Origin of the sequence: Bradyrhizobium sp. 22, from assembly GCF_000482425.1 — a bacterium.
GTDB lineage: Bacteria > Pseudomonadota > Alphaproteobacteria > Rhizobiales > Xanthobacteraceae > Bradyrhizobium > Bradyrhizobium japonicum_B.
This window is the reverse complement of sequence record NZ_KI519399.1, coordinates 2885272-2898952: the sequence shown is the minus strand read 5'-3', so window position 1 is coordinate 2898952 and position 13681 is coordinate 2885272. Positions and strand designations below refer to the sequence as shown.

Sequence of the window (13681 nt, the reverse complement as noted above, 5' to 3'; positions counted from 1 at the left end):
AGGGCCAGGCACGAGACTTTAGGATGCCCCATTAGAGCGGAAACGCTCAAAAGGCTACTGCCTGCCGATATCGTCAGCCATCTCGGCGGGCGCCGCCCCCTGCTCCTTGGCGGCCTCGTAATTCAGCTCGATCATGACCCCGTTGGGGTCGTGAACGAAGATCTGCCAGAGGTCGCCGCCGGGCACCTGGCGGGCGTCGAACTTCATCCCCTTGGAGGCCAGCCGCTGCTTCATGCCGTCAAAACCGCGGCTGACGAAGGCGACATGATGGACGACGCCGGAATCCGGCTTCTGCGGCTCCGCCGTCGCGGAAATATCGACCAGGTGCACCACCGCCCGGCCCTCGCTGTACATCCAGGCGCCGGGGAAGGCGAAATTCGGACGGGCGCCTTTTTCCAGGCCCAGCACGTCCTCGTAGAAACGGACGGTCTCGGCCAGATTGCGGGTCCGGATGTTGAAATGATCGAGGACGCCAACGCTCACACCGCCCAAGCCCGATGCCATGTTTCGCTCCCTTTTTCGAAGTCCTTAGGTCCCGCCATCCTAGCACAGGGGGCCGCCAAACGAAGCCGTTGCCCTCCCGGCTTAACGGTTTATGGTGCGCCTCCGATCCGCCCTCGCTGCGGAACTTCGAGGGTGCCGCCCGGCGCCCTCGCCCTGCTACAACCGTAAAGCTCAAAACTACGGACAAGGTACCACACATGGCTAAAGTCGCTTTCCTCGGTCTCGGCGTCATGGGCTTCCCGATGGCCGGACACCTCGTGAAAAAAGGGGGCCATGAGGTCACCGTCTACAACCGCACCGCGGCCAAGGCGAAGGAATGGTCGGACAAGTTCGGCGGCAAGACCGCAGCGACCCCGAAGGCGGCCGCCGAGGGTCAGGATTTCGTGATGTGCTGCGTCGGCAACGACAACGATCTGCGCGCGGTCACGATCGGGCCCGACGGCGCCTTCGCCGGCATGAAGAAGGGCGCGACCTTCGTCGATCACACCACCGCCTCCGCCGAGGTCGCGCGTGAGCTCGACGCAGCCGCCGGCAAGGCCGGCTTCAAATTCGTCGACGCGCCGGTCTCCGGCGGCCAGGCCGGCGCCGAGAATGGCGTGCTGACGGTGATGTGCGGCGGCGCGCCCGATAGCTATGCCGGCGCCGAGCCGATCATCACAGGCGCTTATGCGCGGATGTGCAAGCTGCTCGGGCCGGCCGGAAGCGGCCAGCTGACCAAGATGGTCAACCAGATCTGCATCGCCGGTCTGGTGCAGGGTCTCTCCGAGGGTATCCACTTCGCCAAGAAGAGCGGCCTCGACGTCACTGCTGTGATCGAGACCATCTCGAAAGGGGCCGCGCAGTCCTGGCAGATGGAAAATCGCTACAAGACCATGAACGAGGACAAGTACGATTTCGGCTTCGCGGTCGAATGGATGCGCAAGGACCTCTCGATCGCGATCGCCGAAGCCCGCCGCAACGGCGCCAACCTGCCTGTCACCGCGCTGGTCGATCAGTTCTATTCCGAGGTCGAGAAGATGGGCGGCAAGCGCTGGGACACCTCCAGCCTGCTCGCGCGCCTGCAGCGCTGAGGAGCTGTTGCGGCGTCGTTCGGGGGCGTGCAGCATCCGAGCTTCGTCGCGACCTCGGCCGCGACGAAGCTTCGGCCAAGCGGTTGAACGGAAAGAAAAATAGCCTTCGGGGGGAGCCTTGCTTAGCGTGATCGCCGCCATCCTTGTTGTTGTGCGCCTGCTCCCGGTCGCGCTCCTGATCCTGGCTGCATCACCTTCGCAGGCGCTCGCCGCATCGCTCGATGGCGCCAGCATCGGCCCGCAATGGGCGCTTCCCTTCGCCGGCATGCTGCTGTCGATCGCGATCTTTCCGCTCGCAGCGCCTCACTTCTGGGAGCACCACCAGGGCAAGATTGCCGCGATGTGGGGTGCCCTGATCGTGCTGCCGCTTGTAGTCTGGCACGGCCCGCTGCCGACCATCCAGGCTCTCGTTCATACCGCGTTGCTCGAATACATCCCCTTCATTCTGCTGCTCCTTGCGTTGTTCACGGTGGCAGGCGGAATCGTGGTGCGCGGCAATCTTCACGGCTCGCCGGTCCTGAACACCCTGCTGCTCGCGCTAGGCACCCTGATCGCGAGCGTCATCGGCACGACCGGCGCGTCGATGGTCATGATCCGGCCGGTGATCCGCGCCAATGACGACCGGCGGCACAACGCGCACGTCGTCATCTTCTTCATCTTTCTGGTATCGAACATCGGCGGCTCGCTTTCGCCCCTGGGAGATCCGCCGCTGTTTCTGGGATTCCTGCGCGGCGTGGACTTCTTCTGGACGACGACGCACCTGTTCCCCCAGACGACGTTCGCCGCCTGGATTCTGCTCGTCCTGTTCTTTTGCATCGACGCTTATCTGTATCGCAAGGAAGGCCGCGTCAAACCGGACCCGACTCCAGACAATCCGTTGCGGATCAGCGGCGGCCTCAACTTCGCTCTGATGGGCGTCATCATCGCTGCGATCCTCTTGAGTGCCAAGCTCGATCTCGGCGGATTCGAGGTTCTCGGCACGCACCTTCAGCTGCAGAATCTTCTGCGCGATGCCGTGATGATCGGCGTCGTATTCGCATCTCTTGCCGTCACCTCGAAGGAGGACCACGACGCGAACGGCTTCTCGTGGGGCCCCATGATCGAAGTGGCAAAGCTGTTCGCCGCCATCTTCATCACCATCATTCCCGTGCTTGCGATCCTCAACGCCGGAAAATCCGGCGCCTTTGCCTCCGTCGTGAACATGGTCACCAATGCCGACGGCACGCCGAACAATGCCGCCTATTTCTGGCTGACCGGCTTGCTCTCGTCCTTTCTCGACAACGCGCCGACCTATCTGGTTTTCTTTGAGCTTGCTGGAGGCGACGCCAAGCATCTGATGACGAATGGCGCCATGACCCTGGCCGCGATCTCGGCAGGTGCGGTGTTCATGGGCGCAAACTCCTACATCGGCAACGCGCCCAACTTCATGGTGTACGCGATCGCGCGAGGGAGCGGCGTCGCCATGCCGGGCTTCTTCGGGTACATGGCCTGGACCTCCGTCCTGCTGCTGCCGGTGTTCGCGTTGGTCACGCTCGTTTTCTTCAGGTGAAGGGCCTGCGGGGTCCGCGAGCGGAGGTCGAGCCGGGTCTTGGATTAACGCCCCGTTAACGTAATTCTTTAGCTCCTTAAGTCACCTCTTAAGGATTTCTTGCCAGAGATAGACAATGCAGAAGGCCCTCGTCCGGCGTGGGCAGGAATCGTTGTTGCTTGATGAGTAACCCCGCTGAAAAGCCCGAGGTTGTGCAGCTTCCGGCCGAGCCGGTGAGCGCTCCATCGGCGAGCAGCCGACGGGCTGCGGCGCAGCGGGTGCGCGAGGCGCGCGACAAGTTAACGTCGACCAGCGGAACCCGGCCGGCCTTCGACGCCGAGATGCTGCGGCAATACGCCCAGACCCGGCTGTCGGCCTCCTATGTCGTGATGCTGCTGGTGGTCGCGACCGGGTTGCTGTTCGGGTTGTGGATGCAGCCGATCCCGGCCGCCGCCTGGACCGTCGGCATGCTCTGCATCCATGCGGCGATGATCCGCAGCTGCCGGCGCTTCCTGACCGAGCCCGCCTCGCCCGCGGCGACGCGGGCGTGGCGGACGCGCTTCGTCGTGCTCGATCTGCTCTATGGCCTGTGCTGGATGGCGATCCTGATTCATCCCGTGCTCGACATGGTCACGGAAACGCTGATGATGTTCCTGATGCTGCTGGTGATCGCGGTATCGAGCATGGTCGCGGCGAACCTGCCGATCGCAGCCCTTGCCGCCACCGCGCCGGTCGCGGTCGCGATGGCGCTGAGCTTTGCGATCACCGGCTCGCTGGACAATTACATCCTGGCCGCGCTCTCGCTCGCGGCCGAAGGCTATTTCGTGCTGCTGGCGCACCGCCTGCACTCCTCCACCTTCGCGACGCTGGAGGCGCGCGCCGAGAAGGACGCGCTGATCGGCGAGCTCGAACAGGCCAAGGCGATCTCGGACGAAGCGCGCCACCGCGCCGAATCCGCCAACGTCGCCAAGTCGCGTTTCCTGGCGCAGATGAGCCACGAGCTGCGCACGCCGCTGAACGCCATCCTCGGTTTCTCCGAGGTGATGAAGAGCGAGATCTTCGGCGCCCATGCGGTGCCGGTCTACAAGGAATATTCGGCCGACATCCATAATTCCGGCGTCCACCTGCTCAACCTCATCAACGAGATCCTCGATTTGTCGCGGATCGAGGCCGGCCGCTACGAGCTCAACGAGGAGGCGGTGTCGCTGGTCGGCATCGTCGCCGACTGCCACCATCTGATGAAGCTGCGCGCATCGAGCCGGGGCATCACCATCCACGAGGTGTTCGAGCAGTCCATGCCGCGGCTCTGGGCCGACGAGCGCGCGATCCGCCAGGTCGTGCTCAACCTGATCTCCAACTCGATCAAGTTCACGCCGCAGGGCGGCGAGATCTGGCTCAAGGCCGGCTGGACCGCTTCGGGCGGACAATACCTCTCGGTGAGGGATACCGGCTCCGGCATCCCCGAGGACGAGATACCGGTCGTGCTCGCCTCGTTCGGCCAGGGCTCCAACTCGATCAAATCGGCCGAACAGGGCGCAGGCCTCGGCCTGCCGATCGCCAAGAATCTGATCGACCTGCACGGCGGCACGTTCACGCTGAAATCGAAGCTGCGCATCGGCACCGAGGTGATCGTCACCTTCCCGCCGGAACGGGTGATGAGCGCGCTTGCGCCGCTGTCGGACGATTCGCCACCGCTCCAGCCGGAGGGTTCCGCACTGCCCGACGAGAAGCGCCGGCCGCGCCACAAGCCGATCATGAGCGCCGGCACCGGCTCCTAACCAGATGCTTGCAGACATGCCCGACAATCCCCCACTATGTCCGAATGAGCCAAGAAACGCCGTGCGTCGCCGTCTGCATGATCGATCCCAGGACCAAGCTGTGCTTCGGCTGCGGCCGGACCTTGCCCGAGATCGCGCGCTGGCACGCCATGGACAGCGCGGAACGGCGCGCGGTCATGGCCATGTTGCCGGAACGCATGACGGAAGCCGGGCTTGCACCGATCGCGGCATCTCCGAAGCGGGCCTGACCGGCCTGCGCGCCTGCGGAGGCGCACGATGATCCGCTTCCTGCTCGTCCTCGTCATGCTCGCCGGCACGGCCGGCGCGGTCGTCGCCTATGGCGATCCCGAGCAGATCGCGCGCGCCGGCCACAAGGTCTCGCACATCTTTCGCGCGCAGACGGTGGCGCCCGCCCCCGCCGTGCAGATCCCGCGTGGCCAGGGCGGCGAATTTGCGTTGCGTGCGAAGATCAACGGTGTCGCAGCGCCGATGGTGATCGATACCGGTGCGACCTCGGTGGTGCTGACCTGGGAAACTGCGAAAGCCATCGGGCTGCCGCTCGAAATGCTCGAATACGATGTCGAACTCGAAACCGCGAACGGCCACACCAAGGCGGCCCGGCTCACGCTCGACCGTCTCTCCGTCGGCCATCTCGTCGAAAAGTCGGTGCCGGCGCTGGTCGTCCAACGCGGGCAGATGAAGACCAACCTGCTCGGCATGAGCTTCCTCGACCGCCTGGAGAGCTGGGGCGTCCGCGCCGACAAGCTGATGCTGACCGGCTATCCCGAGCTTCAGAGCAGCTCCCGCCGCTCGCGCACCGCGATCGACTAGATCGCAGCGGCGCGCGCGCGGGCCCACCGCCGGGGCTAGAGCAGCGGCGGGCCCTGCCGCAGATTCATGTGCCGGTTGACGTCCTTGTACAGCAGATAGCGAAACCGGCCCGGGCCTCCGGCGTAGCATGCCTGGGGGCAGAAGGCGCGCAGCCACATGTAGTCGCCGGCCTCGACCTCCACCCAGTCCTGATTGAGACGGTAGACCGCCTTGCCCTCGAGCACGTACAGCCCGTGCTCCATGACATGCGTCTCGGCAAAGGGGATCGTCGCCCCCGGCTCGAACGTCACGATGTTGATGTGCATGTCATGGCGCATATCGGCCGGATCGATGAAGCGGGTGGTGGCCCACCTTCCCTCCGTGCCCGGCATCGCGACGGGTTCGATGGACTCTTCGTGGGTCACGATCGCCTCGGGCTCGGCCAACCCCGGCACGCGCTGGTACAGCTTGCGGATCCAGTGCACCTGTGCAGGGCTGGGACCGCGGTTGCGAACGCTCCAGGCGCAGCCGGGCGGCAGATAGGCGAAGCTGCCAGGCCTCAGTTCACGTTCACCTTCCAAGTTGAGCATCAACGTCCCGCCTGCGACGAACAGCGCCCCTTCGGCATCCTTGTCCGGCTCGGGCATGTCGCTTCCGCCGGCCGGCGCGATCTCCATGAGATAGTGGGAGAACGTCTCGGCGAAACCGGACAGCGGTCGCGCCAACACCCAGAGCCGCGTGTTGTCCCAGTGCGGCAGGTGGCTGACGACGATGTCGCGTTGCACGCCGCTGGGGATGACGGCGTATGCGTTCGTAAAGACCGCGCGGCCGCTCAGCAGGTCCGTCTGGGACGGAAGGCCGCCCTGCGGTACGTGATAGGTGCGCGATGACATCATCAAGCCTCGTGAAGGTTACCGATGGGAACGTATCAGCTTGCAGCCGACCGGACACCGAGCTGTAGCGGCTCGGTCAGCCAATGTTCTTCGAGATTGGCGCCATCTCCCTTGCGGTCGACAACGAGGAACGCGCTTGCGTCCTCGAGAACCAGGAGCGGATGGTGCCAGCAATTTCTAGCATAGTTCACGCCCTGGTGGCCCCTTGCCGCGAATGCCCGGTAGCTCGACGAGACGCTGGGGTCGTCGCAAACGACGACCAGCCAATCCGCTGCGTTCAGGGGCATGAACAGCTGGCTTCCAAGCGGATGACGTTCCATCAGGCGAATCGCGATCGGCGCGGGCCGCACCGAGGCGATGAACCAGCTGATGTTGACGTGTCCGCCTTCCGCGGCAACGTCGATATCGGCAAGCCCGTCGAAGCGCTGAGCGTAGCCCTGGTTGATCGATAGCGGCGTCCTGCCTTCCGTTTCGACGACGTCTCCGAACGGAGCGAACGCCTGCTTCGTCAAAGGCTCGATCGAGAGCGTCATCATAGCCAACCTCAAGCACTCCGCATTCAAAGGGTCTGCAGGCCCGCGTGGGTCATTCGTTGACCAGCTGCGACATCAAGTCCAATATATAGACCGACACGATTGATAGGTTTTCGCTATGGATCTCCGCCAGCTTCGGTACTTCATCGCGGTTGCCGAAGAGCGCAGCTTCACCCGCGCCGCCCGGCGGCTGAACCTCTCGCAGCCGCCGCTCAGCCAGCACATCCAGGCCCTTGAGGCAGAGCTCGCGACCCCGCTGCTCTACAGGACCAGCCGCAGGGTCGAGTTGACGCAGGCGGGTAAGGCCATGCTGGTGCGCGGACGCGCCATCCTGCAACAGGTCAAAGCCGCGGAAGACGAGGCGCGGTCGATCGGAGCCGGCCTGATCGGAACGCTGGATGTCGGGGCAACCGGCTCGATCCTGCGCGGCCGTCTCGCCGAGCTGCTCGCGGCGTACCGCAAGGTGGCCCCGCAGGTCAGGATGACGGTGCATGAGCAGGCGCCGGCATTGCAGATCGCGGCGCTGCTCAGCCGCACGACCAACATCTGTCTCATTCGCGGAATTCCCGCCGAGCGCGACCTGACCAGCAAGCTGGCGTGGCGGGAAGAGGTCGTCATCGCAATGCCCCGCACCCATCAGCTGGCGCGCCGCAAACGCATCGCGCTCGGTGAACTCGCGTCCGAGGATCATGTCGTCCTCCATCCCGACAGCTCCGATTTCGCGCGACACCTGCAGACCTGCTGTGTCGATGCCGGCTTCCTGCCAAAGGTGTCGCAGCAAGTCGTCGATGCCCAGTCGATCCCGAGCCTGATCGCCGCGGGATTCGGCGTCGCGCTCGTGCCGCAGTCGATCGCGCGCTTCACCACCGCCGACATCGTGTTCCGTCCGATCCGGCCCGCGCCGCCCACGGCCGACGTGTTTCTGGTCTTCAGAGCGGACGAGACATCGATCGTGGTGCACAATTTCATCAAGCTCGCGCTTCGATACTTGAATCGTGGGAAGGGCGTGGGTTGATGCTCCCGGCGTCGACGCCGGCGGCCCCTCCCGCGTCATTGCAAAACCATCGTGTCCCGGACAAGCCGCAACGCGCAAGCGTTGCGGCGCAGAGCCGGGACCCAGGGCGACACGGTCCAATGCTGCGACATGGGCCCGGCTCTGCAGCGCACCGCACCGGACGATGCTTCGCATCGCCGGGGAAGCGCTGCGCTGCGTCCGGGGCACGAGAGTTGAATAGCGCACGGTTTCCCAACGACGTCATTGCGAGGCCGTAAGGTGGGCAAAGGCGCCCTTAGCGCCGTGCCCACGATCTGTCCGATGCGGCGATAGACGCGTGGGCACGCTGCGCTTTGCTCACTCTACGAAATGAAGTTTGTCGCAAGCACTTTGACTCACAGACATGCCTTCACGCTCTCGCGACTGATTTCGCCCGAGCTTTGCTTGCGTCTCCGCCCTCAAATCCAAGAGGGCGCAGGGAAGGCCGGGTGCTGACAACGCACCCGCGGTCTGCTGCGCAAAATGCACACGCAGAAGAACCGCACAGCAGCATACAGGTGGTGCCGATCACTCGGCCTTCCCTGCGCGATGGTCGGACGGCTTATGCCGTGCTCTCCCGGGAGCCGAACTTTCCTTCTGGCCTCCCTCGCCGGTCGAATTGACGATGCCGTCCACCCGGTTGGGCTCGCGCACATCTTCGATCCGGCTTGACCGTAGCAACGACGGCCAGGACCACACGGTTTTGCCGTACGCACGGCCCGCCCTTTCGCCGCAGTATTTCCAGCCCTGTCGACGGAGCTGCGAAACCTACAGGCGAGACGAAGCCTAGCAGCGCCGTTCGTCTGCACGCGGGTGTCGGGCTCACAGGGACTACCCGCCCTGCCCGTCCCCTCTCGTGCCGACGCTGCCGCGTCCACCGCAAGCCCGGCTCGCGATCAAGACGACCTCGAGATCGCCCCTCCTGGTTGAGCCGGGATGGACGACACATACGTCAAAACCGAATTTCGGTAAAGTGGAATATTTTTGGCGAAGCCGGTTGACAGCGGGGCGACACAGGCGCGATGCCGTAGCCCGCGCTTAGGCCGCCGGCAACGCGAACGAGAATGTCGCGCCGCCTTCCGGCCCATAGCCTGCGACCAGCTCGCCGCCGTGCTCGCGCACGATGCCATAGCTGATCCAGAGGCCGAGTCCGGTGCCCTCGCCGACCCGCTTGGTCGTGAAGAACGGCTCGAAGATGTGGCTGATGTGATCCTTGTCGATTCCCGGTCCGTTGTCCGCGATCCGGAACAGGATCTCGTTGCCCTTGCGCACCGCCGAGACCACCAGCCGCGGCGCTTCGGTGCCGCGCATTGCGTCGATCGCATTCTCCACGAGATTGACGATCACCTGGTGCAATTGCCCCTCGTTGCCGCTGACCCAGAGCTCCGGCTCGATCTCCAACTGCAAGTCGATGCGCACCTGCTTGGTGCGCACGGCCCACAGCACCGCGGTGTTGATGAGCCGCTCGATGTTGACGCGCTCGACCTCGCCGAGCTTGCTGAAGGACAGCCGGCGCAGATTCTTCACGATTTCGCTGATGCGGACGGCGCCTTCCAGCGTGCCCTCGATCAGCGGACCGAAATCCTCCAGGATCTCGTCGATGCGCAGGCTCCGCCGCCTGGCGGCGAGGTCATCCTCCCCGGCCTCGCCGTGGACCGCGTCGAGATAGGCGGCGATGGCGGTGCGATAACGCATCAGGGTATGGACGTTGCCGTAGACGAAGCTGATGGGATTGTTCAGCTCGTGCGCGACGCCCGCAACGAGACGGCCGAGGCTGGCCATCTTCTCCTGCTCGACCAATTGCCGCTGGGCACGCTGCAACTCGTGATGGGCCTTGTGCAGCTCCTCATAGGCGCGGCGAAGCTCCCCGATCGGCCGGCCGGTCAGCACCACGCCGATGAAACGGCCGCGATGATCGTGCCGGGGCGAGGCGTTGATGGCGAACAGATCCGAGCTGCCGCCCTCGCCCGAAAATCTGAGCTCGCCGTCGACGACGTCGGAGGCGCTGCGCGGCTTCAGCAGCGGGACCAGCTTGGACTTGTCCTCGATATCGATCACGTCGGCGATGTTCCTGCCGACGATATCCGCGACATTGCAGCCGAGCGTGTGCTGGAAGGCGGAATTGACCTGCTGCACCAGCCCTTTCGCATCGCAGACGATGAGGATGTCGGAGACGGATTCGATGACGTTGGTGACGAAGGCCTGCGCCTCCTCCAGCTCCGCATTCTTGTGCTCGAGGTCGACCTCGTAGCGGAGGAGGTCGGAATAGACCTCGTCCATCTTGCGGATGACCTCGATCCAGGCGCCCTCACGCTCCTGATCAAGCTCCATCGCGCCACGCTTGGCGATCAGCTTGAGCAGCGTTTCGGGCTCGCTGGCTTCAGGAGGATGCGTCACCTCAGGCATTCTTCCTCAAATCATACCGGGACAGCTTGTTCCTGAGCCCGACGCGCGACAACCCGAGCTCGTTGGCGACCCGGCTGATATTGCCTTCGTACCGCTCCAGGGTGCTGATGATAACCGCCTTCTCCAGATCCTCCACCTTGTCCTTGAGGGTCGCCGAGCCGTTCAATTTGCCCTGGATCGCCGCCGCCGGCGGCTTGCCGTTGCGCCGGCCGAGCAGCGGCGGGGCCTGCAATTCATCCGCGTCCGCCAGCACCACCATGCGCTGGATCTCGTTCTGCAGCTCGCGGACATTGCCGGGCCAATGATACCTGGCGAAGGCCTCGAGCGCGGAGGCAGCAAAGCGCAGGCCGGGCCGGTTGAAGGAAGTCTTCACCGACGACAGCACCCCTTCGGCGATCAACGAGACATCCATCGGGCGCTCGCGCAAGGCCGGCATGTGGACGGGAAACGCCGCCAGGCGATAGTAGAGATCGCGCCGGAAGCGGCCCGCCTCGACCTCGGCTTCGAGATCCCGGTTGGTCGCCGCCACGACACGGACGTCGACCTTGCGCACCCGCTGTGCGCCAAGCGGCCTGATCTCGCTCTCCTGCAGAACGCGCAACAGCTTGACCTGGAATGCTGGCGAAGTCTCGCCGATCTCGTCGAGGAAGATGGTGCCGCCGTCGGCGACCTCGAACAAGCCGATCCTGTCCTGATAGGCGCCGGTGAAGGCACCCTTCTTGCAGCCGAACAGCTCGCTTTCGAGCAGCTCGTCCGGCAAGGCGCCGCAATTCTCGACCACGAAAGCCTTGTTGGCGCGCGCCGAGCCGTAGTGAATCGCGCGCGCAAGCAGCTCCTTGCCGGTCCCGGACTCGCCGGTGATCAGCACGGAGATGTCGTAGTCTGCGGCGCGCCTGCCGAGCTCGATCACCTTGTGCATGGGACTTTCCGGCGAATGCACGATGCGGTCGAAATCATAGAGCTGCTTGGCAACCCCGCGCTTGACCGAGACGACCTTCTTGATATGCCCCGGCGTCGCCTTGACGTCGACACCGGCGGTTTCCGTCTCCTTCTGCAGGCGATAGAGCTGCACCGCCTCCTTGACGATGTCGACCAGCCGCTCCGGCTGCCAGGGCTTGGTGATGTATTGATAGATGCCGGCCTCGTTGAGGCCGGCAATGATATCCTCCGAATCGGAATAGCCGGAGATGATCATCCGCACCGGATCGGGCCACAGCTCGCGCACGCGCTTCAGGAAGCTCACGCCCGATTCATGCGGCATGCGCTGGTCGCAGAGGATGGCGTGGACGATCTCGCCTTCCAGCAGCTTCTCCGCGTCGGCTGCATTACCCGCGCACAGCACCTCGAAATCCTCCCTGAGAACGCGGCGCAGCGCTTCCTGCGAACGGACTTCGTCGTCGACGACGAGAATGGTTCCCAGAACGCTCATGAGGGCACCGCCACGGGTCTCTGCCGCTCGGTCGTCCGCCGCGCCCTGTGATTGGCGATGGTCAGCGGCGTGCGCGACTTCGGCACCTTGTGGATGAAGTTGTAGCGCGCGACGTGGTAGCTCGGATCGAAGCCGTAGAAATTGAGCCTCATCCGCCGCAGCTCCTCGTCACGATAGGCCTGCAGGGGCTTTTCGGCCTCGTCCGCCGCGCGGCGCCTTTGCTTCTCGGCGAGGCGCGCTGCAAAGCCTGGATCCGCGCCTGCAGCAGCTGCCAGCTTCACGAGACTTTCGCGTGCCAGCTCGACGCGTGCGAGCACGCGGTCGACGATGCCGAGGCGCTGCGCCTCGGCGACGCCCATCGGCAGCCGGCACTGCGTGATCCCTATCGCGTTCCCGGCGCCCGCGCGGCGCGGCAACAGATAGGTCCAGTATTCGGAACCGAACAGATTTCCCATGTCCTTGTAATGCGGATTGAGCACGATCTGGTCGCTGGCCCAGACCTCGTCGGCCGCCAGGCTCAGGAACACGCCCCCCGCGCCCGCATTGCCGCGAATGACCGAAATCACCAGCCGGTCCGTGGTCTCGATGATCGCGCGCGCCAGATCGTCGATGGCGTTGATGTTGCGCCAGGATTCATCGGCGGCACTGTCGGCGGCCTCGATCTCGGCCAGATGAATGCCGTTCGACCAATAGTCGAAACCGCCGGTCAGGAGCAGAACCTTGGTCGGGCGCGCCAGCGCGGCATGGTAGGCATCGCGCAGCGCTGCACAATCATCCGTCGACATCGCGCCGTTGTAGAAGGCGAACTGCAGCTCGCCGACCTCGCCGTGCTCGCGATATTGAACCGGAGCATAGCCGCAATCCGGCCGCCGCGGCAGGCAGGCGGCCTGCGCGGCGAAAACCTTTGCCGCAGACCGCTTCAAGCTCTTCGGCGCCAGCTGCCGCACATGGCCGATCCAGACTGCCCCGTCGATTGTCGCACGGGCCAAGGCGCCGTCGCATTGGGCCACGACCGTGCCGGGAATGCCGGAGATATTCCGTGCTTCATGGACGTCGAACAGCCGCACGTCCTGGAAGAACAGGCTGTCGACCAGGCCGGGCATGCCGTCGGCGCTGTTGATCTTGCGCAGCACGGTTTCGGTCGTGTCGTGCTGCCAGTCGATCGCCCGGTCCGACTGGCGGCAGGGCCCGCGCACGCGAATGCGCCCGTCGTTCGCCGCCATCGGCTGCGGCGTCGGCAGTCCCGCTCCAATCGCGTTGACGGCCTCCAGCACCGCTTCGACCGCGCATCGGGTCACCTCGTTGCGGTAGATGCTGGATTTCGCAGCGCGCCGCATCGGGAACGTGCGGAACGCCCAGACCGGACCGGCATCGAACTCGCCGTCCGCCTGCAGCACAGTGACGCCCCACTCGGTCGCGCCTTCGAGAATGGCCCAGTCGAGCGCGGCCGGGCCGCGGTCGCCGGGCGGGCCGGGATGCACGATCAGGCAGCGCACGCTGCGCCAGACATCCTCGGGAATCGCCCGCTTGAGAAACGGCGCGATCACCAGGTCCGGCTGGTACAGCGCCACGCTTTCCCGGGTGACGTCGGCGTGGATGTCGAGCTCGACCGAGACCTCATGGCCGCGCTCGCGCAGCTCGACATGCAGGCGCTGTGTCAGGCTGTTGAAAGAATGCGACAGCAGCAGGATACGCAT

The 13681-nt window shown here is 64.8% G+C and carries 12 protein-coding genes; 6 read left to right on the top strand and 6 right to left on the bottom strand.

Annotated features, from left to right (window positions below; translation table 11 throughout):
• Positions 1-54 precede the first annotated feature (54 nt).
• Positions 55-504, bottom strand: a complete 450-nt coding sequence (locus tag K410_RS0114920) for a VOC family protein (RefSeq protein ID WP_245269383.1) — start codon at positions 502-504, stop codon at positions 55-57.
• 197 nt (positions 505-701) lie between these two features.
• Between K410_RS0114920 and K410_RS0114915 the strand changes: the two genes are divergently transcribed.
• From K410_RS0114915 to K410_RS0114895, 5 genes are all read left to right on the top strand, one after another.
• Positions 702-1574 carry an NAD(P)-dependent oxidoreductase gene (locus K410_RS0114915; RefSeq protein ID WP_028135631.1) on the top strand — a complete coding sequence of 291 codons (873 nt, stop codon included), beginning with the start codon at positions 702-704 and terminating at the stop codon, positions 1572-1574.
• A 127-nt stretch (positions 1575-1701) separates the two neighbouring features.
• Positions 1702-3123 (top strand): sodium:proton antiporter, encoded by a 1422-nt coding sequence (locus tag K410_RS0114910; RefSeq protein ID WP_433994199.1) that lies wholly within the window; start codon positions 1702-1704, stop codon positions 3121-3123.
• A gap of 161 nt (positions 3124-3284) precedes the next feature.
• The gene (locus K410_RS0114905) at positions 3285-4880 is read left to right on the top strand and encodes a sensor histidine kinase (protein WP_028135629.1); all 1596 of its coding nucleotides are present in this window, start codon (positions 3285-3287) and stop codon (positions 4878-4880) included.
• A 44-nt stretch (positions 4881-4924) separates the two neighbouring features.
• Complete coding sequence (locus K410_RS0114900; protein ID WP_028135628.1) at positions 4925-5128, top strand: DUF1289 domain-containing protein; 204 nt, start codon at positions 4925-4927, stop codon at positions 5126-5128.
• A 28-nt stretch (positions 5129-5156) separates the two neighbouring features.
• The gene (locus K410_RS0114895; RefSeq protein ID WP_028135627.1) at positions 5157-5711 is read left to right on the top strand and encodes a TIGR02281 family clan AA aspartic protease; all 555 of its coding nucleotides are present in this window, start codon (positions 5157-5159) and stop codon (positions 5709-5711) included.
• A gap of 35 nt (positions 5712-5746) precedes the next feature.
• Here K410_RS0114895 and K410_RS0114890 read toward each other — a convergent pair whose 3' ends face one another.
• Both K410_RS0114890 and K410_RS0114885 read right to left on the bottom strand, forming a co-directional pair.
• Positions 5747-6583: a bifunctional allantoicase/(S)-ureidoglycine aminohydrolase gene (locus K410_RS0114890; protein WP_028135626.1), complete on the bottom strand. Its 837-nt coding sequence runs from the start codon at positions 6581-6583 to the stop codon at positions 5747-5749.
• A 35-nt stretch (positions 6584-6618) separates the two neighbouring features.
• Positions 6619-7119, bottom strand: a complete 501-nt coding sequence (locus tag K410_RS0114885) for an ureidoglycolate lyase (RefSeq protein ID WP_028135625.1) — start codon at positions 7117-7119, stop codon at positions 6619-6621.
• Between the two features lie 115 nt (positions 7120-7234).
• On the opposite strand from K410_RS0114885, the gene K410_RS0114880 reads away from it, so the two are divergent.
• Positions 7235-8131, top strand: coding sequence for a LysR substrate-binding domain-containing protein (locus K410_RS0114880; protein ID WP_028135624.1), 897 nt, complete (start codon positions 7235-7237; stop codon positions 8129-8131).
• Positions 8132-9187: 1056 nt separating this feature from the next.
• Here K410_RS0114880 and K410_RS0114875 read toward each other — a convergent pair.
• From K410_RS0114875 to K410_RS0114865, 3 genes are read right to left on the bottom strand one after another with little or no spacing between them, the layout of a single operon-like run.
• Positions 9188-10555 (bottom strand): PAS domain-containing sensor histidine kinase, encoded by a 1368-nt coding sequence (locus tag K410_RS0114875; RefSeq protein ID WP_028135623.1) that lies wholly within the window; start codon positions 10553-10555, stop codon positions 9188-9190.
• The gene (locus K410_RS0114870) at positions 10548-11984 is read right to left on the bottom strand and encodes a sigma-54-dependent transcriptional regulator (RefSeq protein WP_028135622.1); all 1437 of its coding nucleotides are present in this window, start codon (positions 11982-11984) and stop codon (positions 10548-10550) included. Before K410_RS0114870 ends, K410_RS0114875 begins: the two co-directional genes overlap by 8 nt.
• Complete coding sequence (locus K410_RS0114865; protein WP_028135621.1) at positions 11981-13681, bottom strand: hydrogenase maturation protein; 1701 nt, start codon at positions 13679-13681, stop codon at positions 11981-11983. Before K410_RS0114865 ends, K410_RS0114870 begins: the two co-directional genes overlap by 4 nt.

What these genes read in the sequence shown, in the direction of transcription:
- K410_RS0114920 (WP_245269383.1), bottom strand. Translation starts at nt 504, where the DNA reads ATGGCATCGGGCTTGGGCGGTGTGAGCGTTGGCGTCCTCGATCATTTC.
- K410_RS0114915 (WP_028135631.1), top strand. Translation starts at nt 702, where the DNA reads ATGGCTAAAGTCGCTTTCCTCGGTCTCGGCGTCATGGGCTTCCCGATG.
- K410_RS0114905 (WP_028135629.1), top strand. Translation starts at nt 3,285, where the DNA reads ATGAGTAACCCCGCTGAAAAGCCCGAGGTTGTGCAGCTTCCGGCCGAG.
- K410_RS0114900 (WP_028135628.1), top strand. Translation starts at nt 4,925, where the DNA reads ATGAGCCAAGAAACGCCGTGCGTCGCCGTCTGCATGATCGATCCCAGG.
- K410_RS0114895 (WP_028135627.1), top strand. Translation starts at nt 5,157, where the DNA reads ATGATCCGCTTCCTGCTCGTCCTCGTCATGCTCGCCGGCACGGCCGGC.
- K410_RS0114890 (WP_028135626.1), bottom strand. Translation starts at nt 6,583, where the DNA reads ATGTCATCGCGCACCTATCACGTACCGCAGGGCGGCCTTCCGTCCCAG.
- K410_RS0114885 (WP_028135625.1), bottom strand. Translation starts at nt 7,119, where the DNA reads ATGATGACGCTCTCGATCGAGCCTTTGACGAAGCAGGCGTTCGCTCCG.
- K410_RS0114880 (WP_028135624.1), top strand. Translation starts at nt 7,235, where the DNA reads ATGGATCTCCGCCAGCTTCGGTACTTCATCGCGGTTGCCGAAGAGCGC.
- K410_RS0114875 (WP_028135623.1), bottom strand. Translation starts at nt 10,555, where the DNA reads ATGCCTGAGGTGACGCATCCTCCTGAAGCCAGCGAGCCCGAAACGCTG.
- K410_RS0114870 (WP_028135622.1), bottom strand. Translation starts at nt 11,984, where the DNA reads ATGAGCGTTCTGGGAACCATTCTCGTCGTCGACGACGAAGTCCGTTCG.
- K410_RS0114865 (WP_028135621.1), bottom strand. Translation starts at nt 13,681, where the DNA reads ATGCGTATCCTGCTGCTGTCGCATTCTTTCAACAGCCTGACACAGCGC.